This is a genomic window from Pseudomonas sp. MM211 (genome assembly GCF_020386635.1).
Taxonomy (GTDB): domain Bacteria; phylum Pseudomonadota; class Gammaproteobacteria; order Pseudomonadales; family Pseudomonadaceae; genus Aquipseudomonas.
The window spans coordinates 3,844,400-3,865,273 of sequence record NZ_CP081942.1 but is presented as its reverse complement, the minus strand read 5'-3'; the positions used below and the strand labels follow the sequence as shown (position 1 = coordinate 3,865,273).

19 protein-coding genes and 1 pseudogene are annotated in these 20,874 nt (G+C 60.9%); 15 read left to right on the top strand and 5 right to left on the bottom strand.

Annotation, left to right across the window (positions count from 1 at the left end):
* Entirely contained in the window at nt 1–531 is a 531-nt protein-coding gene (gene rloA, locus K5Q02_RS17720; protein WP_042553763.1) for a retropepsin-like aspartic peptidase RloA, read from the bottom strand.
* 293 nt (nt 532–824) lie between these two features.
* Between rloA and K5Q02_RS17715 the strand changes: the two genes are divergently transcribed.
* The 5 genes from K5Q02_RS17715 (at nt 825) to prpF (ending at nt 7,613) form a co-directional block, all read left to right on the top strand.
* A complete protein-coding gene (locus K5Q02_RS17715; protein ID WP_225832689.1) occupies nt 825–1,547 on the top strand; it encodes a GntR family transcriptional regulator in 723 nt (240 codons plus the stop codon).
* A complete protein-coding gene (gene prpB, locus K5Q02_RS17710) occupies nt 1,544–2,431 on the top strand; it encodes a methylisocitrate lyase (protein ID WP_225832687.1) in 888 nt (295 codons plus the stop codon). The genes K5Q02_RS17715 and prpB overlap by 4 nt, the downstream gene beginning before the upstream one ends.
* A gap of 72 nt (nt 2,432–2,503) precedes the next feature.
* Nucleotides 2,504–3,631 (top strand): bifunctional 2-methylcitrate synthase/citrate synthase, encoded by a 1,128-nt coding sequence (gene prpC, locus K5Q02_RS17705; RefSeq protein WP_225832686.1) that lies wholly within the window; start codon nt 2,504–2,506, stop codon nt 3,629–3,631.
* Nucleotides 3,632–3,745: 114 nt separating this feature from the next.
* Nucleotides 3,746–6,346, top strand: coding sequence for a Fe/S-dependent 2-methylisocitrate dehydratase AcnD (gene acnD / locus K5Q02_RS17700; protein WP_225839723.1), 2,601 nt, complete (start codon nt 3,746–3,748; stop codon nt 6,344–6,346).
* Between the two features lie 79 nt (nt 6,347–6,425).
* Nucleotides 6,426–7,613, top strand: coding sequence for a 2-methylaconitate cis-trans isomerase PrpF (prpF, locus tag K5Q02_RS17695; RefSeq protein WP_225832684.1), 1,188 nt, complete (start codon nt 6,426–6,428; stop codon nt 7,611–7,613).
* A gap of 17 nt (nt 7,614–7,630) precedes the next feature.
* Here the strand turns inward: prpF and K5Q02_RS17690 are convergent, their stop codons facing one another.
* On the bottom strand, nt 7,631–8,269 hold the full coding sequence (locus K5Q02_RS17690) for a LysE family translocator (RefSeq protein WP_225832683.1): 639 nt from the start codon (nt 8,267–8,269) through the stop codon (nt 7,631–7,633).
* Between the two features lie 25 nt (nt 8,270–8,294).
* Entirely contained in the window at nt 8,295–9,113 is an 819-nt protein-coding gene (gene ppsR, locus K5Q02_RS17685) for a posphoenolpyruvate synthetase regulatory kinase/phosphorylase PpsR (RefSeq protein WP_225832681.1), read from the bottom strand.
* A gap of 175 nt (nt 9,114–9,288) precedes the next feature.
* On the opposite strand from ppsR, the pseudogene ppsA reads away from it, so the two are divergent.
* The 8 genes and pseudogenes from ppsA (at nt 9,289) to K5Q02_RS17645 (ending at nt 17,376) form a co-directional block, all read left to right on the top strand.
* Nucleotides 9,289–11,660: pseudogene (gene ppsA, locus K5Q02_RS17680) on the top strand (phosphoenolpyruvate synthase).
* A 168-nt stretch (nt 11,661–11,828) separates the two neighbouring features.
* The gene (locus tag K5Q02_RS17675; protein ID WP_225832679.1) at nt 11,829–12,833 is read left to right on the top strand and encodes an alpha/beta fold hydrolase; all 1,005 of its coding nucleotides are present in this window, start codon (nt 11,829–11,831) and stop codon (nt 12,831–12,833) included.
* Between the two features lie 110 nt (nt 12,834–12,943).
* Nucleotides 12,944–13,429: a ribonuclease E activity regulator RraA gene (gene rraA / locus K5Q02_RS17670; protein WP_042553754.1), complete on the top strand. Its 486-nt coding sequence runs from the start codon at nt 12,944–12,946 to the stop codon at nt 13,427–13,429.
* A gap of 51 nt (nt 13,430–13,480) precedes the next feature.
* Nucleotides 13,481–14,476, top strand: a complete 996-nt coding sequence (locus tag K5Q02_RS17665; protein ID WP_225832677.1) for a zinc transporter ZntB — start codon at nt 13,481–13,483, stop codon at nt 14,474–14,476.
* Between the two features lie 54 nt (nt 14,477–14,530).
* A complete protein-coding gene (locus K5Q02_RS17660; RefSeq protein WP_042553752.1) occupies nt 14,531–14,779 on the top strand; it encodes a hypothetical protein in 249 nt (82 codons plus the stop codon).
* Nucleotide 14,780: 1 nt separating this feature from the next.
* The gene (locus K5Q02_RS17655) at nt 14,781–15,605 is read left to right on the top strand and encodes a mechanosensitive ion channel family protein (RefSeq protein ID WP_225832676.1); all 825 of its coding nucleotides are present in this window, start codon (nt 14,781–14,783) and stop codon (nt 15,603–15,605) included.
* 90 nt (nt 15,606–15,695) lie between these two features.
* Nucleotides 15,696–16,286, top strand: coding sequence for an RNA polymerase sigma factor SigX (gene sigX / locus K5Q02_RS17650; protein ID WP_225832674.1), 591 nt, complete (start codon nt 15,696–15,698; stop codon nt 16,284–16,286).
* 109 nt (nt 16,287–16,395) lie between these two features.
* Complete coding sequence (locus K5Q02_RS17645; protein ID WP_225832672.1) at nt 16,396–17,376, top strand: OmpA family protein; 981 nt, start codon at nt 16,396–16,398, stop codon at nt 17,374–17,376.
* Between the two features lie 294 nt (nt 17,377–17,670).
* On the opposite strand, the gene K5Q02_RS17640 is transcribed toward K5Q02_RS17645, so the two are convergent.
* On the bottom strand, nt 17,671–17,985 hold the full coding sequence (locus tag K5Q02_RS17640) for a transcriptional regulator (RefSeq protein WP_225832670.1): 315 nt from the start codon (nt 17,983–17,985) through the stop codon (nt 17,671–17,673).
* 194 nt (nt 17,986–18,179) lie between these two features.
* Between K5Q02_RS17640 and K5Q02_RS17635 the strand changes: the two genes are divergently transcribed.
* On the top strand, nt 18,180–18,572 hold the full coding sequence (locus K5Q02_RS17635) for a hypothetical protein (protein ID WP_225832669.1): 393 nt from the start codon (nt 18,180–18,182) through the stop codon (nt 18,570–18,572).
* A gap of 11 nt (nt 18,573–18,583) precedes the next feature.
* On the opposite strand, the gene K5Q02_RS17630 is transcribed toward K5Q02_RS17635, so the two are convergent.
* Nucleotides 18,584–19,522: a LysR family transcriptional regulator gene (locus K5Q02_RS17630; RefSeq protein ID WP_225832667.1), complete on the bottom strand. Its 939-nt coding sequence runs from the start codon at nt 19,520–19,522 to the stop codon at nt 18,584–18,586.
* A gap of 141 nt (nt 19,523–19,663) precedes the next feature.
* On the opposite strand from K5Q02_RS17630, the gene K5Q02_RS17625 reads away from it, so the two are divergent.
* Entirely contained in the window at nt 19,664–20,869 is a 1,206-nt protein-coding gene (locus tag K5Q02_RS17625) for an acyl-CoA dehydrogenase (RefSeq protein WP_225832666.1), read from the top strand.
* Nucleotides 20,870–20,874: the final 5 nt, after the last annotated feature.

Below are 20,874 nucleotides of genomic sequence, written 5' to 3'. Positions count from 1 at the left end.
TTACTCGCCGGACTTTGCGGTGGTACAGGCAGGTTTCCCTGCTGCGTATTTCAAACTTGGGTCGATCAGGGCATCGAAGCGCTTGAGTGCATCGGAGCCGATCAGAAGAGGGTATTGGAAGGCACTGCGATCGGTAAGGTTCACTTCGATCTGGCGCCTGACGCCGCCCATGCAAACGTCGAGCTCGACCACCGGACGTGCCGTGTAGGTCTTTTCGTCATCCGAGTCCACGTCGCCGGCACGTCGTTTGATCTTGCTGATGCGTGCCAGGGGGCGTTCGATCGGGTGCGCGTGGGCATCGTCGATGGCCAGGTAAAAGCGCACCCAACGTTCGCCATCACGCTTGAAACGTTCGATATCACGAGCGCTGAGCGAGGCGGTCTGGGCGCCGGTATCGAGCTTGGCGGCCACCTCCACGTCGATGTCGAGGCTGACGTATTCGTTCAGGCCATAGATGGTCTTGTCCGCTGCCACGGCGAAGCCGGGCAGGAGCAATAGACAAAAAAGCAGGGGGAGGGGTTTGAGTCTCATAAATCCTGTCGGGTGGATCGCGATCGGTAGAGCGAATCTCGGGCAGGGCCGCCGTTCGCTGGCTTGGAGTCTAGCAGGCGCCCCGGGACACCCCGTTCAGGCATGAATGGCGCGCATTCTAACATGGGGCTTTTCCGCGGTGACAGACGGTTTTCCGCCTTTCTATGTCTACCTATTATTGGTCATGTTTATGGCGAAACTTAGCCTATTGTCGACAATGCTATTTTTTATTTGTGGGTTTATGGCTTTTTATCTATCGTTATCGAACCAATGGCTAGCGATGTGTAGACAATATGCAGGAGTCCAGTGTACCCGCCCTGACTGCCGAGCAGGACGCGGAAACCCGCTCCGAACAGGTATTTCGCCGTATCCAGGCGGCTATCGTGAAGGGCGAGATCGCGCCGGGTAGCAAAATCTCCGAGCCCGAGCTGGCGCGCACCTACGGCATTAGCCGTGGCCCGCTGCGCGAGGCGATTCATCGTCTGGAAGGGCAGCGACTGCTGGTACGCATCCCCCATGTCGGGGCACGGGTGGTGTCACTCGACCGTGACGAGCTGATTGAGCTCTACGAGATCCGCGAGTCCCTCGAGGGCATGGCCTGCCGATTGGCTGCCGAGCGCATGAGCGAAGCTGAGATCGACGATCTGCGCAGGGTGCTGGATACCCACGAGCGCGATGAGGCCTTCCAGGCTGGAGTGGGTTACTACCAGCAGGAGGGGGATTTCGACTTCCACTATCGGATCATCCAGGGCAGTGGTAATCGCACTCTGGTGAAGATGCTCTGCGGCGAGCTCTATCAGTTGGTACGCATGTACCGCATCCAGTTCTCCGCCACGCCCAACCGACCGCCCCAGGCGTTCGCCGAGCACCACCGCATCCTCGATGCCATCGCCGAGCGTGACGGTGAGCTGGCCGAGCTGCTGATGCGCCGGCACATCGGCGCCTCCAAGCGCAATATCGAGCGCCATTACCAGGGCGCCCATCCCATCACCGTCAAGTCCCGAGGCAAGTCATGAGTCAGAGCACGCCAGGCCAGCGCTTTCGCGATGCGGTTGCTAACGAGCAGCCGCTGCAAGTCGTCGGCGCCATCAATGCCAACCATGCACTGCTCGCCAAGCGCGCAGGGTTCAAGGCTATTTACCTGTCGGGCGGCGGCGTTGCCGCGGGCTCTCTGGGGCTTCCGGATCTGGGCATCACCGGGCTGGATGATGTGCTCACCGATGTGCGCCGCATCACCGATGTCTGCGATCTGCCCCTGCTGGTGGATGTGGATACCGGCTTCGGCAGTTCGGCATTCAACGTGGCGCGCACCGTCAGGTCGATGATCAAGTTCGGCGCCGCCGCCATTCACATCGAAGATCAGGTTGGCGCCAAGCGCTGCGGCCACCGCCCGAACAAGGAGATCGTCTCCCAGCAGGAGATGGTCGATCGCATCAAGGCTGCGGTGGACGCGCGCACCGATGACAGTTTCGTGATCATGGCGCGCACCGACGCGTTGGCCGTCGAGGGCCTTGAGGCCGCTCTGGATCGCGCCGCAGCCTGTGTCGAGGCCGGCGCCGACATGGTCTTCCCTGAGGCCATCACCGAGCTGCAGATGTACAAGACTTTCGCTGCACGGGTGAGGGCGCCGATCCTTGCCAACATCACCGAATTCGGCGCCACGCCGCTGTTCACCACCGATGAGCTGGCCTCGGCCGATGTGGGCCTGGTGCTCTATCCGCTGTCGGCGTTTCGCGCCATGAACAAGGCGGCGGAAAACGTATATACGGCAATTCGCCGTGACGGCACGCAAAAGAACGTGGTCGACAGCATGCAGACCCGCATGGAGCTTTACGAACGCATCGACTATCACGCTTTCGAGCAGCACCTCGATGCGTTGTTTGCCCAGAAGAAGAGCTGAACCGCGCGCCGTTGATGAGGCGGCGCGTTACGAATTGCACATCCGACAATTTCAAGAAAACGGGAGCGAGCAATGGCTGAAGCAAAAGTGTTGAGTGGCGCTGGCCTGCGTGGCCAGGTAGCCGGGCAGACCGAACTGTGCACCGTGGGCAAGACCGGTGCCGGGCTGACCTACCGAGGTTATGACGTGCGCGAGCTGGCTGCGGGGGCGATCTTCGAGGAAGTTGCCTACCTGCTGCTGTATGGCGAGCTGCCCAATCGGGCGCAACTGGATGGCTATCTGAAGAAACTGCAGGGCCTGCGTGATCTGCCCGCAGCGCTCAAGGAAGTACTGGAGCGCATTTCCAAGGATGCCCATCCCATGGACGTGATGCGTACCGGCGCCTCGGTGCTGGGCAACCTCGAGCCCGAGGCCAGCTTCGAGCAGCAGCGTGACAAGGCCGACCGGCTGCTCGGCGCCTTTCCGGCGATCATGACCTACTGGTATCGCTTCACCCATGAAGGCCAGCGTATCGATTGCACCAGCAGCGAGCCGACCATCGGTGGTCATTTCCTGGCGCTGCTGCATGGCAATAAGCCCAGCGAGCTGCACGTCAAGGTGATGAACGTTTCGCTGATTCTGTATGCCGAGCATGAATTCAATGCATCGACCTTTACCGCGCGGGTTTGCGCCTCGACGCTCAGCGACCTCTTCTCCTGCGTCACCGCGGCCATCGGTTCCCTGCGCGGGCCGTTGCATGGCGGTGCCAACGAGGCGGCGATGGAGATGATCGAGCGCTTTGCCTCGGCAGAAGACGCCACTGCCGGCACCCTGGCGATGCTCGAGCGCAAGGACAAGATCATGGGCTTTGGCCACGCGATCTATAAGGAGTCCGACCCGCGCAACGAGGTGATCAAGGGCTGGAGCAGAAAACTCGCCGATGAAGTGGGCGACAAGGTGCTGTTCCCGGTTTCCGAGGCCATCGACAAGGTCATGTGGGAGCAGAAGAAGTTGTTCCCCAACGCCGACTTCTACCATGCCTCGGCGTATCACTTCATGGGTATCCCCACAAAGTTGTTCACGCCGATCTTCGTCTGCTCTCGGGTTTCCGGCTGGACGGCTCACGTGTTCGAGCAGCGTGCCAACAACCGAATCATTCGCCCCAGTGCCGAGTACACCGGCGTCGAGCAGCGTCCGTTCGTGGCGCTGGATCAGCGCTGAAGTAACGCTCGCGGCCCACTGCGGTGGCGCCGCGATCCCTATAAAGAGCGCAGCCGGCTCGAACGGCGCGCCAGCTATTCCACCGTGATCGAGTTTCGTGCCATGACCCTGACCATGAACAGCGCCAACCGCAAGCCGCTACCCGGCACCTCGCTGGAATTCTTCGATACCCGCGCGGCGGTCGATGTCATCCAGCCCGGTGCCTACGCCACGCTGCCGTACACCTCGCGAGTGCTGGCGGAGAACCTGGTGCGTCGCTGTGATCCGGCCACGCTCACTGCGTCGCTGAGGCAGCTGATCGAGCGCCGCCGTGACCTAGATTTCCCCTGGTACCCGGCGCGTGTGGTGTGCCATGACATCCTTGGTCAGACCGCGCTGGTGGATCTCGCCGGGCTGCGTGATGCGATTGCCGAGAAGGGCGGTGACCCTGCCCAGGTCAACCCGGTGGTGCCCACCCAGTTGATCGTTGACCACTCCCTGGCCGTGGAGTGCGGTGGTTTCGACCCGGACGCGTTCGCCAAGAACCGCGCCATCGAGGATCGCCGCAACGAGGATCGCTTCCACTTCATCGAGTGGACCAAGAAGGCGTTCAAGAACGTCGACGTGATCCCGCCGGGCAACGGCATCATGCACCAGATCAATCTGGAGAAGATGTCGCCGGTGGTGCAAGTGCAGGGCGGGGTAGCCTTTCCCGATACTTGCGTGGGCACCGACAGCCACACGCCGCATGTCGACGCGCTGGGCGTGATCGCCATCGGTGTAGGCGGCTTGGAAGCGGAGAGCGTGATGCTCGGGCGGGCCTCGTGGATGCGCCTGCCGGATATCATCGGCGTTGAGCTGACTGGCCGGCCGCAGCCTGGGATCACCGCCACCGATGTGGTGCTGGCGATCACCGAATACCTGCGCCAGGCCAAGGTGGTCGGCGCCTACCTGGAGTTCTTCGGGGAGGGTGCCGCAGCGCTGACCCTCGGCGACCGCGCGACTATCTCCAACATGACCCCTGAGTTCGGTGCCACCGCCGCGATGTTCGCCATCGACCGGCAAACCATCGACTACCTCAGGCTGACCGGTCGTGACGATGAGCAGGTTCGCCTGGTCGAGACCTACGCCAAGGTCACCGGCCTGTGGGCTGACGACCTTGCCGACGCCGAATACGAGCGCCTGCTGAGCTTCGATCTGTCGAGCGTAGTACGCAACATGGCCGGCCCCTCCAACCCGCATAAACGTCTGCCGACCTCGGCGCTCGCCGAGCGCGGCATCGCCGGGGCCTGGGAGGATGTGCCCGGGCAGATGCCCGATGGCGCGGTGATCATCGCCGCCATCACCAGTTGCACCAACACCAGCAACCCGCGCAACGTGATCGCGGCCGGGCTGTTGGCGAAAAAGGCCAATGCGCTGGGGCTATTGCGCAAGCCCTGGGTCAAGTCGTCCCTGGCGCCTGGCTCGCGGGCGGTGCAGCTGTATCTGGAGGCCGCAGGCCTGCTGCCGGAACTGGAAAAACTCGGTTTCGGTATCGTCGGCTTTGCCTGCACCACCTGCAACGGTATGAGCGGCGCGCTGGATCCGGCGATTCAGCAGGAAATCATCGAACATGACCTCTATACCACCGCCGTGCTGTCGGGTAACCGCAACTTCGACGGGCGCATTCACCCCTACGCCAAGCAGGCGTTCCTGGCTTCGCCACCGCTGGTGATCGCTTATGCCATTGCCGGCACCATTCGCTTCGATATCGAAAAGGATGTGCTGGGCGTGGTGGACGGGCGAGAAATCCGCCTCAAGGACCTCTGGCCAGCGGATGAAGAAATCGACGCAGTGGTCGCGGCCAGCGTCAAGCCAGAGCAGTTCCACAAGGTCTACATCCCCATGTTCGCCGTGCAGCCTGACAATGGCGAACGCATCAGCCCGCTGTATGACTGGCGGCCGATGAGCACCTACATTCGCCGTCCGCCTTACTGGGATGAGGAGGGCGAAGGAGCTATGGCCGGTGAGCGTACCCTCACCGGCATGCGTCCACTGGCGGTGTTGCCGGACAACATCACCACCGATCACCTGTCGCCGTCCAACGCCATCCTGGCCGACAGCGCTGCCGGTGAATACCTGACGAAAATGGGCTTGCCGGAAGAAGACTTCAATTCCTACGCCACCCACCGCGGCGATCACCTGACCGCCCAGCGCGCTACCTTCGCCAACCCGCAACTGGTCAATGAAATGGCCGTGGTCGATGGCCAGGTGAAGAAGGGCTCGTTGACTCGCCTGGAACCCGAGGGAAAAGTGGTGCGGATGTGGGAGGGCATCGAAACCTACATGCAGCGCAAGCAGCCGCTGATCATCGTGGCTGGCGCCGACTACGGGCAGGGCTCGTCCCGCGACTGGGCGGCCAAGGGGGTGCGCCTGGCCGGGGTGGAGGCGATTGCCGCCGAGGGTTTCGAGCGGATTCACCGCACTAATCTGATCGGCATGGGCGTGCTGCCGCTGGAGTTCAAGCCAGGTACCACGCGCCTTACCCTCGGCATCGACGGCAGCGAGACGTTCGATGTGATCGGCGCCCGCAGGCCGCGCGCCGATCTGACGCTGGTCATCCGCCGACGTGACGGGGAAACCCTTGAGGTACCCATGACCTGCCGCCTGGACACTGCCGAGGAAGTATCGATCTACGAGGCCGGGGGCGTGTTGCAGCGCTTCGCCCAGGATTTCCTGGAGTCGGCCAAGGCCTGACAGGGCTTGGTGGAAGGCACTCCCGGCTGCGGCTTGGTGCCCGGTACAGAACATCGCGACTTAAACAGGACAGACATTCATGGCCCATGTACCGCAAGTGAAAATTCCCGCCACCTATATGCGTGGCGGCACCAGCAAGGGTGTGTTCTTTCGCCTGGAGGATTTGCCCGAGCGTTGCCAGGTGCCGGGTGAGGCTCGCGACAAGCTGTTCATGCGCGTGATCGGCAGCCCCGATCCTTACGCCGCACAGATCGACGGGATGGGCGGCGCGACCTCCAGTACCAGCAAATGCGTGATTCTGTCGAAGAGCAGCCAGCCTGATCACGACGTGGATTACCTCTACGGCCAGGTTTCCATCGACAAGGCCTTCGTCGACTGGAGCGGCAATTGCGGCAACCTGTCCACGGCTGCAGGTGCGTTCGCCCTGCATGCCGGGCTGATCGACCCGGCGCGCATTCCGCAAAACGGCACCTGCGTGGTACGCATCTGGCAAGCCAATATCCACAAGACCATCATCGCCCACGTTCCCGTCAGCAACGGCCAGGTTCAGGAAACCGGCGACTTCGAGCTCGACGGGGTGACCTTTCCGGCCGCGGAGATCGTGCTGGAGTTTCTTGACCCGTCAGATGACGGCGAGGAGGGCGGCTCGATGTTTCCGACCGGCAATCTGGTCGATGACCTGGAAGTGCCTGGTGTCGGTACCTTCAATGCCACCATGATCAGTGCCGGCATTCCCACGGTATTCGTCAACGCCGAGGACATTGGCTACCAGGGCACTGAGCTGCGCGAAGCGATCAATGGCGACCCGGCGCAGCTCGCGCGCTTCGAGAAGATCCGCGTGGCCGGCGCCCTGCGCATGGGCCTGATCAAGAGCGCTGAACAGGCGGCGACCCGGCAACATACGCCGAAAATCGCCTTCGTCAGCCCACCGAAATCGTACACGTCATCGAGTGGGAAAACGGTTGAGACCGGGGAGGTCGATCTGCTGGTACGCGCGCTGTCCATGGGCAAACTGCACCACGCGATGATGGGCACTTGCGCGGTGGCGATCGGCACGGCAGCAGCCATTCCCGGCACGCTGGTGAATCTGGCTGCGGGGGGCGGCGAGCCCAGCGCGGTGCGCTTCGGTCATCCCTCCGGCACGCTGCGGGTGGGCGCCGAGGCAACCCATGACGGCAAGCAATGGCTGGTAACCAAGGCCATCATGAGCCGCAGTGCGCGGGTGTTGATGGAAGGTTGGGTGCGCGTACCGGGCGATGCTTTCTAAACGACCGGCTCACCGGATCAGTGCTGTGTCGTACCGATCAGCAATCCGCCCGCACCCATGAAGAAGGCGCCGGTGGTGCGATTCAGCCGCTGTGCGCCGCGACTGGTGCGAATAAAGCGGCGAATCTGCCGGCCGAACAGGGCGTAGACCAACGACGCGGCGTACTCGGCCAGCAGGTAGGTCGCGCCCAGGTAGACGAACTGCTCGATGGCGGGCTCGCCCGGCTTGATGAACTGCGGGAACACCGCAGCGAACAGCAGGATGGCCTTGGGGTTGCTGATGCCGATCAGAAACTCCTGCAGCATCAGGCGGCTTATCCGCCGTTGCGGCTGTACGGCAGGCACCGCTCCGTCCAGATCCAGGCCGCTGAATTCCCGGCTGCGCCAGGCGCTGATGCCCAGATACAGCAGGTACAGCGCGCCCACCCATTTGATCGCTGTGAAGGCCGTTTCCGAAGCCAGCAGCATGGCGCCCAGGCCGATGGCGGAAATGCTCAGGAAAATGGCGAAGGCCACTGCACGGCCTGTGGTCGCCAGTACGGCCGCGCCGATGCCATGGCGAATGCCGTTGTTCATCGCGCAGAAATTGTTCGGCCCTGGCGTCAGTGCGATCAACATGGCGACAGGGGCGAAGAGCACGGCATCGAGCAGAGTCATGGGGCACGTCCAGAGAGGGTGCGGGTTACTTGAAGCGCCGTTCGACGCCTTTTTCCACCAGGATCTTGGCGGAGATTTCTTCCACCGAGAAGTGCGTGGAGTCGATGAAATTGATCGATTCGCGACGGAACAGGCCTTCCACCTCGCGCACCTCGAACTCGCACTGAGCATAGCTGGAGTAGCGGCTGTTGGGTTTGCGTTCGTTACGAATGGCAGCCAGGCGATCGGCATCGATGGTCAGGCCGAACAGCTTTTCGCGGTACTTCTTCAGCGAAGCCGGCAACTGCAGGCGTTCCATGTCGTCTTCGGTGAGCGGGTAGTTGGCGGCACGGATGCCGTACTGCATGGCCATGTACAGGCATGTCGGGGTTTTGCCGCAGCGCGATACGCCGACCAGAATCAGATCGGCTTTGTCATAGTAGTGCGTGCGTGCGCCATCATCGTTGTCGAGGGCGAAGTTGACCGCCTCGATACGCTCCATGTAGTTGGCGTTGTGGATGATCGAATGCGACTTGCCGACCGAGTAGGAGGAGTGCGAGTTCAGTTCCTGCTCCAAGGGAGACAGGAAGGTCGAGAAGATATCGATCATGAAACCACGGGACTCGGCCAGGATGTCGTGGATCTGCTGATTGACGATGGTGGCGAAGATGATCGGGTTGGCGCCGTCCTTGTCGGCGGCGTTATTGATTTGTTGTACCATCGCCCGCGCTTTTTCCACGCTATCGACGTACGGTCGCGTGAGCTTGGTGAAACCGATGGTCTCGAACTGGGCCAGAAGGCTCTGACCCAGCGCTTCTGCGGTGATACCGGTGCCGTCGGAGATGAAGTACGCGGTTCGATTCATTGCGACAATGGCCTTAAGCTGAGAGCGAATCTTGGCTATGATGGGCCAGTTTTGCGGCCCCCGATGGGCTTGCATTGTTACTTATTTTCCAGGGCCAGGCCATTGTCCACACGGCGCGAGCCGGCGGCTTTTCCAGCCCCATGAGCTTTTCCAACACTGAAGTGGAGAGATCACCTTGGCAGAGTACGTAGTTTCCCTCGATAAGCTCGGCAATCACGATGTCGAGCATGTAGGGGGCAAGAACGCCTCCCTTGGCGAGATGATCAGCAATCTGGCGGGCGCCGGCGTTTCGGTTCCCGGTGGTTTCGCCACTACGGCACAGGCCTATCGCGACTTTCTCGAGCAGAGTGGGCTCAACGCGCAGATCCACGAAGCCCTGGACGCTCTGGATGTCGACGATATCAACGCCCTGGCCAAGACCGGTGCGCAGATCCGTCAGTGGGTTATGGACGCCGAGTTCCCTGAGGCGCTCAACGAGCAGATCCGCATCGCCTTCGCCGCCATGGCGGGTGGCAACGACAACATGGCCGTTGCCGTGCGCTCCTCGGCGACCGCCGAAGACCTGCCCGATGCGTCCTTTGCCGGCCAGCAGGAAACCTTCCTCAATATCCGCGGCGTGGAAAACGTCATTCGCGCTGCCAAGGAAGTCTTCGCTTCGCTGTTCAATGACCGTGCCATCGCTTACCGCGTGCATCAGGGCTTCGACCATAAACTGGTCGCCCTGTCTGCCGGCGTACAGCGCATGGTGCGCTCGGAAACCGGTACCGCCGGGGTGATGTTCACCCTCGACACCGAATCGGGCTTTCGCGACGTGGTGTTCATCACCGGTGCTTACGGCCTCGGTGAGACCGTCGTGCAGGGCGCGGTCAACCCTGACGAGTTCTACGTGCACAAGCACACCCTCGAAGCGGGCCGCCCGGCGATTCTGCGTCGCAACCTGGGCAGCAAGGCGATCAAGATGATCTACGGCGACGAAGCCAAGGCCGGTAAGTCGGTCAAGGTCGTCGACGTCGACCGCGCCGAACGCGCGCGCTTCTGCCTGAGCGATGCCGAGGTCACCGAACTGGCCAAGCAGGCGGTGATCATCGAGAAGCACTACGGCCGCCCGATGGACATCGAGTGGGCCAAGGACGGTGACGACGGCAAGCTGTACATCGTCCAGGCGCGTCCCGAGACCGTGAAGAGCCGCGCCAATGTCACCGTGATGGAGCGCTACCTGCTCAAGGAGACCGGCACCGTACTGGTCGAAGGTCGTGCCATCGGCCAGAAAATCGGCGCCGGCAAGGTGCGGGTCATCAACGACGTGTCGGAAATGGACAAGGTTCAGCCCGGCGACGTACTGGTTTCCGACATGACCGATCCGGACTGGGAGCCGGTGATGAAGCGCGCTAGCGCCATCGTCACCAACCGTGGCGGGCGTACCTGCCACGCGGCGATCATCGCCCGTGAGCTGGGCATTCCGGCCGTGGTCGGCTGCGGCAACGCCACCCATGTGCTGCGTGACGGCCAGGGCGTGACCGTTTCCTGCGCCGAGGGCGACACCGGTTTCATCTTCGAAGGCGAGCTGGGCTTCGACATTCGCAAGAACTCCGTCGATGCCATGCCCGAGCTGCCGTTCAAGATCATGATGAACGTCGGCAACCCGGATCGCGCCTTCGACTTCGCCCAGCTGCCCAACGCCGGTATTGGCCTGGCGCGTCTGGAATTCATCATCAACCGCATGATTGGCGTGCACCCCAAAGCGCTGCTGAACATGGACGGCCTGCCGCCGGAAATCCGCGAAAGCGTCGAGAAGCGCATCGCCGGCTATGACGACCCGGTGAATTTCTACGTCGAGAAACTGGTCGAGGGCATCAGCACCCTGGCCGCGGCGTTCTGGCCGAAGAAGGTCATCGTGCGCCTGTCCGACTTCAAGTCCAACGAATACGCCAACCTCATCGGCGGCAAGCTGTACGAGCCGGAAGAAGAGAACCCGATGCTCGGCTTCCGTGGTGCCTCGCGTTACATCAGCGAGTCGTTCCGCGATTGCTTCGAGCTGGAATGTCGGGCGCTGAAAAAGGTCCGCAACGAGATGGGCCTGACCAACGTCGAGATCATGGTGCCTTTCGTGCGTACCCTGGGCGAAGCCAAGCAGGTGGTCGATCTGCTGGCCGAGAACGGCCTGGCGCGCGGTCAGGATGGTCTCAAGGTCATCATGATGTGCGAGCTGCCGTCCAACGCCATTCTTGCCGAGGAATTCCTCGAGTACTTCGACGGCTTCTCCATCGGCTCCAACGACCTGACTCAGCTGACCCTGGGCCTGGATCGCGACTCCGGTATCGTCGCTCACCTGTTCGACGAGCGTAACCCGGCGGTCAAGAAGCTGCTGTCGAACGCCATCCAGGCGTGCAACAAGGCCGGCAAGTACATCGGTATATGCGGTCAGGGCCCGTCGACCACCCGGATCTGGCGCGTTGGCTGATGGAGCAGGGCATCGAAAGCGTCTCCCTGAACCCGGATTCGGTGCTGGAAACCTGGTTCTTCCTCGCCGAAGTCCAGCCTAGCTGACTGAGATGCGCTGAACCGTGACCCGAGGGCAGGTTCTACCTGCCCTTTTTTGTGACCCGCATTCCCGCTGGCTGGCTTTATAGGACAGCCAGCTGTTTCCCGACATTTTGTGGCCTGTCGACTGGTGATCAACCGTCGTCGACAGCATGCTGTATCAGAGCGAAGAAGATGCAAAGCAGTAGTGAGTTGTTTCCCGTAGCGCTGATCAGTGCCGAGTTGCGTGGCGATCTGACTGAAGATGTCTACCGCCTCAAACCTGGCAACAGCCCGGACTTCAGCGTCGAGCTGGCGCTGACCCGCTTGGCGGTCGCGGGGCAGGAGAGCGTGCGTGGCGAGCCGGTGATCCTGCTGCACGGCAGTTTCTCCAATCGGCGTTTCTGGTACTCGCCCAGGTGCATAGGCTTGGCGCCGTACCTGGTTCGCGCCGGGTTCGATGTGTGGATCGCGGAAATGCGTGGCCACGGCCTGTCGCCGCGTAACCTCGCCTATCGTCAAAACTGCGTGGCTGACTATGCGCGTTACGACCTGCCGGCAATCGCGGCCTTCGTTGCCGAAAAGAACCCGCGTCCTGCGCACTGGCTTGGCCACTCGCTGGGCGGCCTGACCCTCGCCGCAGCGCTGGGCGGCGGCTATCTGCAGCAGGGCGCTATCGCCAGCGTCGGCCTGTTCGGTAGCGAAATCAGCCGCCGCTACTGGCCGCTCAAGGTGCCGCCAATCGAGTGGCTGGCGCGCCTGCTGCTCAAGCGTTTTGCGCTGCTGTCCGGCTCGCGGCTCAAGCGCGGGCCTGAAGACGAGCCGATCGGCATCGCTCTGGAAACCCTGCGCTGGCACCGCTTGTTCGGTCGTTTCGGCGATGCTGAACGGGACTGGTGGGCCGGTTTGAATGAGGTACAGGTGCCATTACTGGCAGTGGCGGGCGAGGGTGACCTCGAGTGTCCGCCTGCGGCGTGCCGGGCGCTGTTCGAGCAATTCGCCTCGGTTGATAGGCAGTTCGTCAACCTGAGCCGTGCCCAAGGCTTTCAGCAGGACTACGACCACGTGCAGATGCTGGTCAGCAAGCAGGCGCAAGACGAAGTCTGGCCGCTGGTTCGCCGCTGGCTCGAGGGAGACCGGCAGTCGCCAGTCGCTACCGCGCAGGAGCAAAGCGATGCGAGCATTCCTGCTACGCCGTGATCCGGCTAAGATTGCCTCGTCAATCGCCGCGACGCCTGGCCACACAGTGCCCGTCGCGTGGCTGAGAGAGCTATGCTGCAGGCCACGATCACCCATTCAGGAGCTTCGCCATGCAATACATCACGCCCGATCTGTGTGACGCCAACCCGGAACTGGTCAGCGTCGTGGAGCCGATGTTCAGCAATTTCGGAGGCCGCGATTCGTTCGGTGGGCAGATCGTCACCGTCAAATGCTTCGAGGACAATTCCCTGGTCAAGTCCCAGGCCGATGAGCCCGGTGCTGGCAAGGTGTTGGTGGTCGACGGCGGAGCCTCGCTACGTTGCGCGCTGCTTGGCGACATGATCGCCGAGAAGGCCGCAAAGAACGGCTGGGAAGGCATGGTGATCTATGGCTGCGTGCGTGACGTCGATGTGCTCGCGCAGACCCACCTTGGCGTTCAAGCCCTGGGCAGCCACCCGATGAAGACCGAGAAACGTGGCCTGGGTGATCTCAACGTGGTGGTCACTTTTGGCGGCGTGACTTTCCGCCCGGGCGAGTACCTGTATGCCGACAACAACGGCATCATCGTCTCGCCGCAGGCCTTGCAGGTCGAATAAATCAGCTTGTCGTGGCCACCTGGCTGCCGTGATGAATCATCAGGGGTATGGATGTACGAGGAAGACAACGCGCAGTGGGGCCTGGTACACGGTTTCGTGCTGGATGGTAAAGGCGGCGCCTGTGCGGTAGCGCGCGAGCAACTTGACGAATTGCAGTTGGAGGAGGGGCAGAGTCTTTGGCTGCACTGGGATCGCAGTCACCCGCAGACCCAGAGCTGGTTGCGCCGCGACAGTGGTTTGAGCGAGTTCGCCTGTGATCTGTTGCTCGAGGAAAATACCCGGCCACGGGCATTGCCGCTGTCCAATGATGAGCTGCTGGTCTTTCTGCGGGGCGTCAACCTCAATCCGGGCGCCGAGCCCGAGGATATGGTTTCGGTGCGTATTTTCGCCGAAGCGCGACGCATCGTTTCCCTGCGCCTGCGCCCGCTGCGGGCTACCGAGGATCTGATCGAGCGGCTGCAGGTCGGCAAGGGGCCGAAGACTGCCTCCGAACTGGTGCTTCAGCTCAGCGATTACCTGACCGACAAGGTCGAGGATCTGGTCACCGAACTCTCCGAGCTGGTCGACGGCCAGGAGGAGAAGGTCGACGGCGATGAGCGAGCCTTGCCCGATCACGGTCTGCTGCTGCAGATCCGTCGGCGTGCGGCGAACCTGCGGCGCTTTCTGTCACCGCAGCGTGATATCTACGTACAGCTGACGCGCAGTCAACTGCCCTGGCTGACCCACGAAGACGGCATCTACTGGAACGAGCTGAACAACCGCCTGCTGCGCTACCTCGAGGAGCTGGAGCTGACTCGCGAGCGCATCGGCCTACTGCTGGAAACGGAAAATCGGCGCATGGACGTGCGCATGAACCACATCATGTTCCGTTTCGGCATCATCACCTGCGTGTTCCTGCCAATGAGCTTCGTCACCGGGTTGCTGGGCATCAACGTCGGCGGCATCCCAGGAGCTGATAGCCCGTACGGCTTCCTCGTCGCCTGCCTGTTGATGCTGTCCATCGGCTTCGGGCAGTGGCTGTTATTCCGGCGTCTGCGTTGGGTGTGATGTGACTTGCGTCTCAGGCGCTTCGTCTAGCGAAGACGTTCTATGAGGTCTGCCATGCACGATCCATTCGAAGAATCCCTGCGTGATCTGTTGAAAGCCTCGTCTTCGCCATCGCGCGATGACGACGCTTGCCTGAACCGCGTCCTGAAGACCGCCAACCGCCAGGTCGGTGCGGGCGACCTGTTCGGCTTGATGGGGCACTGGGCCGGCGCCCTGATGATTGCCCTCAACAATGGCTCTTCCCATGTAGCACCGGTGTCGCGTCGCCGTGCTGCTGCTCGCTCTTCTGATAAGGCTGAATGAAATGGAACTCGACCCCTGGACTCATAGCCTGGTCGCCGCGATGACGGCGTTGTGGACGAAAGTCGCCAGCTTCATTCCCAACCTGTTCGTGGCCCTGGTGCTGGTGCTGCTCGGCTTCGTGGTCGCCAAGCTGCTCGATACATTGCTTTCCAAATTGCTCGGCAAAGTCGGCCTTGACCGCCTGATGGCCGGCACCGGCCTGACCAAGATATTGGGGCGTGCGGGTTTTCAGGTTCCGGTTTCGACACTGATCGGCAAGATCGTCTATTGGTTCGTATTGCTGATATTCCTGGTGTCGGCTGCCGAGTCGCTGGGCCTGGAGCGGGTTTCCGCGACGCTTGACGTGCTCGCCCTGTACCTGCCGAAAGTGTTCGGCGCCGCATTGATCCTGCTGGCTGGCGTGCTGCTGGCGCATCTGCTCAGTGGCCTGGTGCGGGGGGCGGCAGAAGGTGTCGGTCTGGACTATGCCCATGGTCTCGCACGGCTGGCCCAGGGGCTGGTAATCATCATCAGCATCTCCGTGGCCATCGGGCAGTTGGAAGTGAAGACCGACCTGCTCAACAACGTCATCGCCATCGTACTGATCTCTGTCGGCCTGGCCGTCGCGCTGGCGCTCGGTCTCGGCAGCAAGGAACTGGCCAGCCAGATTCTCGCTGGCATCTATGTGCGTGAGCTGTATCAAGTGGGGCAGGAGATCGAAGTAGGGGGTGTCGAAGGGCAGATCGAGGAAATCGGTACGGTCAAAACCACTGTATTGACGGACTCTGGCGAGCTGATATCGCTCTCCAATCGTGTGCTGCTCGAGCAGCGGGTAAGCAGCCGCTGAGGGGGCATTTCTGCTACCCTATGCGCCCAGCCAGCAGCCTGTACGAACAGGTGCTGGCTGTTTTCGTCCTGACCGTTGGCCCGATCTGCTTTGAACGCACCCCAATCACCGTCACTGCGCTATGACCCACGCGAGCTCTCCGACGAGGAGCTGGTGGCGCGTGCCCATGACGAGCTGTTCCACATCACTCGCGCCTACGAGGAGCTGATGCGGCGTTACCAGCGCACCCTGTTCAATGTGTGCGCGCGATATTTAGGGAACGATCGCGATGCGGACGATGTCTGTCAGGAAGTGATGTTGAAGGTTCTATACGGACTGAAGAACTTCGAAGGTAAATCGAAGTTCAAGACCTGGCTCTACAGCATTACTTATAACGAGTGCATTACCCAGTACCGCAAGGAGCGTCGCAAACGTCGTTTGATGGATGCGCTGAGTTTGGATCCTCTCGAGGAGGCGTCTGATGAAAAAGCGCCAAAGGTAGAGGAACCGGGTGGTTTGGATCGATGGCTTGTGCATGTAAACCCGATTGACCGTGAAATTCTGGTGCTGCGTTTTGTTGCAGAACTGGAGTTTCAGGAAATTGCTGACATCATGCATATGGGGCTGAGCGCCACGAAAATGCGCTACAAGCGTGCGCTCGACCGATTGCGAGAGAAGTTTGCAGGCGTTACCGAAAGTTAGTTCGGGCAGGTTTTTCTGGCAAAGGTGAGTTTTGTTAAACTTACCGAAGACTCACATGTCTATCTGCATGTGAAGCAATCACTCTATATATGAGATGGGGATTTAACGGATGAAACTGAAAAACACCTTAGGCGTTGTCATTGGCTCCTTGGTAGCCGCAACCTCCATGGGCGTGCTGGCTCAAGGCCAAGGCGCTGTCGAGGTGGAAGGCTTTGCCAATCGCTATTTCACCGACACACAGCGTGACTTTGCTCATGACGAAGGCAACCTGTTCGGCGCAAGCGTTGGTTACTACCTGACCGACGACGTTGAACTGGCTCTGTCCTACGGCGAATACCACGACCTGCGTGGCGAAGGCGCTGCTGGCAGCAAGAACATCAAGGGCAACCTGACTGATCTTAAAGCTCTCTACCACTTCGGTCAGCCAGGTGTAGGCCTGCGTCCGTACGTTTCTGGCGGCGTTGGCCACCAGAGCATTGGCGACGCCAACAAAGGCGGTCGCGACACCTCCACTCTGGCTATCGCTGGTGCTGGTGCCAAGTACTACTTCACCGAGATGCTGTACGCACGTGCTGGTGTTGAAGCCCTGTACAACATCGACAAAGGCGACACCGAATGGCAAACCGGCGTTGGTGTCGGTCTGAACTTCGGTGGCAGCACCCGTCAGGTTGCCCAGGTAACTGAGCCGGCTCCAGAGCCAGTTCCAGCTCCGGCTCCGGTCGTTGAAGAAGCACCGCAAGTGGTTCGCGTTGAGCTGGACGTTAAGTTCGACTTCGACAAAGCTGCTGTCAAAGAAGAAAGCTACGGCGACATCAAGAGCCTGGCTGACTTCATGAACCAGTACCCGCAAACCAACACCACCGTTGAAGGCCACACTGACTCCGTCGGTACTGATGCCTACAACCAGAAGCTGTCCGAGCGTCGTGCAAACGCTGTTCGTGACGTTCTGGTCAACCAGTACGGCGTAGGCGCTGATCGCGTCAACTCCGCTGGCTACGGTGAGTCCCGTCCGGTTGCTGACAACGCTACCGAAGAAGGCCGCGCGATCAACCGTCGCGTAGAAGCTGAAGTAGAAGCCCAAGCCCAGTAATAGGCTCAGGTTTCAGGAAAAACCCGGCCTCGGCCGGGTTTTTCTTTGCCTGCAGAAAAGTGCGCAGAGCTGTAAATAAAAACGGCATCTACCAGGCCACCCGATGGGGGAAGGTGATCTGGCAGACGCCGTGTACGTTACTCGGCTTCTCATTCAATGGGCGCCGATCTAATGTCTAGATCATAAAGCAAACATCGCGCCACATAGCCTTGCACGAGTAAATCCAGGTTTTCCAAGCGCAATCCCCTGCACATCATGAGCCATTTTTGTGCGTAGTTGCCTGCAGGTGGATCGCTATGAGGCGGGGCGAGCCTGAGCTTCTTCCACATAATCCCTGAGCCAGCGCAGTACATCTACGGCTTCCCAGCGGTTGGGGTCGAACATCGCATAGGCAAGGCCCTGATAGCCGACCACATCCAACTGCCTGTGATAGCCCGCACGTTGTAATAAGGCCTCGATTTCGGCGAAGCAGGTATTGAAGTGCAGGCGGTTGAAAGGGGTCTTACCTTCGGTAACGATTCCCTCCAGATGCAGTTCCTCGACGATGGGGCGAACCTTGTCCAGTGGCATCCGGTTGATCGAGTATTTGAGTTGCATTACGTCCAGCATATTAGGCTCCCGCTTTACGCCTGATCTAGTCGAGGCAATCCCGGTTTTCGATCGGTGTGGTGACGGCTGCTAGGGTAAATCAAAAATACTGTACAAATAAACAGTATTCGGTAATAGTGAGCTCCGACGCTTCATGACTCCCATGTCCGCGATCGCTGCAAAGCGCTCGTGGCCGATGCCGAGGGCTACTGACAATGCAACAGATACTCATGACAGTTGTGCTGCTGGCGACGCTGACTGGCTGTGTGCAGCCGCACGTCGAGCAACCCAAGGTCAACGCCAATTACCTGATTATCGAAGACAGCCAAGCCTGGGCCGTGCTGGTTTCTGACGGTAAACGCGTGGAAGAGCGCGGTATGGTCGTCGATGCGATCAAGCTCGCCGGTAGCGATGCGCCGATCGCTGCCAGCTACGTGATCGATACACCGAACTGCGGCAAGGTTCAGTGGCTGGTCGAGCGCCAAGATGCTGCGGACGGTGTAACCACCCGCATGACCCTGCATGACAATAAGCAATTGGGCGCCTCGGGTTGTGTGATCGGCGAAGGCTTGACCCGAGTCTGGACGGTGCTGGATTACTCCAGTTAAGGCCTATCGCCTTAGCTGTCTGCTGTTGCCGCGGATGCCTTGCGCTCCTCGGCGGTGATGCGCTGGCAGATCTCGATGATCTGCTCACGCATCCAGCGATTGGCAGGATCCTGGTCAGTGCTCTCATGCCAGTAGAGATGGGTTTCCAATAGCGGAATGCTGGCAACCGGCAGTTCGCTGAAATGCAGATCGTTATCCCGGGCGAAGCGTTCCGGCACGGTGATCGCCATGTCGGTATCGCGCATCACGCGGCAGGCCATCAGGTAATGCTGTGAGCGCAGGGCTATTCGCCTCTGAATGCCCATCTTGCCCAGTGCCAGGTCGACATAGCCCAGGCCGCTACGGCGGCTGGAAATGTGGATGTGGGTCAGTGACAGGTACTTTTCCAGGCTCAGCTTTTCCTTGGTCAGCGGATGGCCGTGGCGCATCGCACAGACGTAGCGATCCTCCATCAGTTTGACGTGGCGCACCTGCGGGTCGATGTTCAGCGGCGCGTCGACGGCAAAGTCCAGGCGCCCGGCAGCCAGCTCCTTGGTGGTTTCCCGGCGGCGTACCAGCATGCTTTCGATGGTCACGTTCGGCGCCTGGCGACGCAGACGCTGGAACACGGGTGGCAACACCACGGCTTCGGTCAGGTCGGTCATGCTGATGCGGAAGGTCTTGTTCGCCTGGGCCGGGTTGAAGGTACGGCTTTCCTGCACCGAAATACGCAGCTGCTGCAGTGCGGTGCGCACGGGGGTAATGATGTTTTGCGCCATAGGCGTCGGCACCATGCCCTGTGCGGTGCGCACGAACAACGGGTCATTGAAGGTTTCCCGCAGGCGCGCCAGGGCGTTGGATACCGCCGGCTGGGTGATGCCGACGATCTGTCCGGCGCGGGTCAGATTGGCTTCGGTGTAGATGGCATCGAAGACCACGAAGAGATTGAGATCTACCTTGTTCAGGTTCATGCCTGAGCGACTCCGCAATGTTGTTCTTGTGGGGTGATCTTATATCGGTGATGAATGTTTATACACGCCGAAAATAGCTTCGATAAATTATGCGCCGTCCACTAGCATCGTTTGCACACGAAAAGCAGCCGAAGGTGTGCCATGGATTTCGCCTATTCCCCCAAGGTTCAGCAATTGCGCGAGCGCGTCAGCGCTTTCATGGAGACTCATGTCTATCCGGCCGAGGCGGTATTCGAGCGTCAGGTGGCCGCAGGCGATCGCTGGCAGCCGACGGCGATCATGGAACAGCTCAAGGACAAGGCCAAAGGCGAGGGCCTGTGGAACCTGTTCCTGCCCGATTCCGAGCACGGGGCGGGGCTGAACAACACTGAATACGCGCCATTGGCTGAGATCATGGGCAGCTCGCTGATCGGCCCCGAACCGTTCAACTGTGCGGCACCGGATACCGGAAACATGGAGGTACTGGTGCGCTACGCCAGCGAGGAGCAGAAGCGTCAGTGGCTCGATCCGCTGCTCAGTGGCGAAATTCGCTCCGCATTCGCCATGACCGAGCCGGAGGTCGCCTCGTCTGACGCGACTAATATGCAGGCCAGCGCCGTGCGTGAGGGTGATCAATGGGTCATCAACGGGCGCAAGTGGTGGACTTCGGGTGCCTGCGATCCGCGCTGCAAGATCATGATCTTCATGGGGCTCACAAATCCCGAGGGGCATCGTCACCAGCAGCACTCGATGATTCTTGTACCCATGGATACGCCCGGCGTGAAGGTGCTTCGGCCGCTGCCGGTGTTCGGCTATGACGACGCGCCTCATGGCCACGCGGAAGTGCTGTTCGAGAACGTCCGCGTTCCTTACGGCAACGTGCTGCTTGGCGAGGGGCGTGGCTTCGAGATCGCTCAGGGGCGCCTCGGCCCCGGTCGTATCCACCATTGCATGCGCTCCATCGGCATGGCCGAGCGGGCACTCAAACTAATGTGCGAGCGAGCCCTGCAGCGAAGTGCGTTCGGCAAGCCGCTGGCGCGCCTCGGCGGCAACATCGACCTGATCGCCGAGTCGCGGATGGAGATCAACATGGCGCGCCTGCTGACTCTGAACGCGGCATACATGATGGATACGGTTGGCAACAAGGTGGCCGCCAGCGAGATCGCGCAGATCAAGGTCGTGGCGCCCAACGTGGCATTGAAGGTGATCGACCGGGCCATCCAGATGCACGGTGGAGCAGGGGTCAGCGCAGATTTCCCGCTGGCTTACTGGTATGCGATGCAGCGCACTCTGCGCCTCGCCGATGGCCCGGACGAGGTGCATCGCGCGGCAATCGGCAAGTACGAACTGGGCAAGTACATGAGGTGAGGCTG

Excerpts from the sequence above, each read along its gene's own strand:
- rloA (WP_042553763.1), bottom strand. The coding sequence starts at position 531 with ATGAGACTCAAACCCCTCCCCCTGCTTTTTTGTCTATTGCTCCTGCCC.
- K5Q02_RS17715 (WP_225832689.1), top strand. The coding sequence starts at position 825 with ATGCAGGAGTCCAGTGTACCCGCCCTGACTGCCGAGCAGGACGCGGAA.
- prpB (WP_225832687.1), top strand. The coding sequence starts at position 1,544 with ATGAGTCAGAGCACGCCAGGCCAGCGCTTTCGCGATGCGGTTGCTAAC.
- prpC (WP_225832686.1), top strand. The coding sequence starts at position 2,504 with ATGGCTGAAGCAAAAGTGTTGAGTGGCGCTGGCCTGCGTGGCCAGGTA.
- acnD (WP_225839723.1), top strand. The coding sequence starts at position 3,746 with ATGAACAGCGCCAACCGCAAGCCGCTACCCGGCACCTCGCTGGAATTC.
- prpF (WP_225832684.1), top strand. The coding sequence starts at position 6,426 with ATGGCCCATGTACCGCAAGTGAAAATTCCCGCCACCTATATGCGTGGC.
- K5Q02_RS17690 (WP_225832683.1), bottom strand. The coding sequence starts at position 8,269 with ATGACTCTGCTCGATGCCGTGCTCTTCGCCCCTGTCGCCATGTTGATC.
- ppsR (WP_225832681.1), bottom strand. The coding sequence starts at position 9,113 with ATGAATCGAACCGCGTACTTCATCTCCGACGGCACCGGTATCACCGCA.
- K5Q02_RS17675 (WP_225832679.1), top strand. The coding sequence starts at position 11,829 with ATGCAAAGCAGTAGTGAGTTGTTTCCCGTAGCGCTGATCAGTGCCGAG.
- rraA (WP_042553754.1), top strand. The coding sequence starts at position 12,944 with ATGCAATACATCACGCCCGATCTGTGTGACGCCAACCCGGAACTGGTC.
- K5Q02_RS17665 (WP_225832677.1), top strand. The coding sequence starts at position 13,481 with ATGTACGAGGAAGACAACGCGCAGTGGGGCCTGGTACACGGTTTCGTG.
- K5Q02_RS17660 (WP_042553752.1), top strand. The coding sequence starts at position 14,531 with ATGCACGATCCATTCGAAGAATCCCTGCGTGATCTGTTGAAAGCCTCG.
- K5Q02_RS17655 (WP_225832676.1), top strand. The coding sequence starts at position 14,781 with ATGGAACTCGACCCCTGGACTCATAGCCTGGTCGCCGCGATGACGGCG.
- K5Q02_RS17645 (WP_225832672.1), top strand. The coding sequence starts at position 16,396 with ATGAAACTGAAAAACACCTTAGGCGTTGTCATTGGCTCCTTGGTAGCC.
- K5Q02_RS17640 (WP_225832670.1), bottom strand. The coding sequence starts at position 17,985 with ATGCTGGACGTAATGCAACTCAAATACTCGATCAACCGGATGCCACTG.
- K5Q02_RS17635 (WP_225832669.1), top strand. The coding sequence starts at position 18,180 with ATGCAACAGATACTCATGACAGTTGTGCTGCTGGCGACGCTGACTGGC.
- K5Q02_RS17630 (WP_225832667.1), bottom strand. The coding sequence starts at position 19,522 with ATGAACCTGAACAAGGTAGATCTCAATCTCTTCGTGGTCTTCGATGCC.
- K5Q02_RS17625 (WP_225832666.1), top strand. The coding sequence starts at position 19,664 with ATGGATTTCGCCTATTCCCCCAAGGTTCAGCAATTGCGCGAGCGCGTC.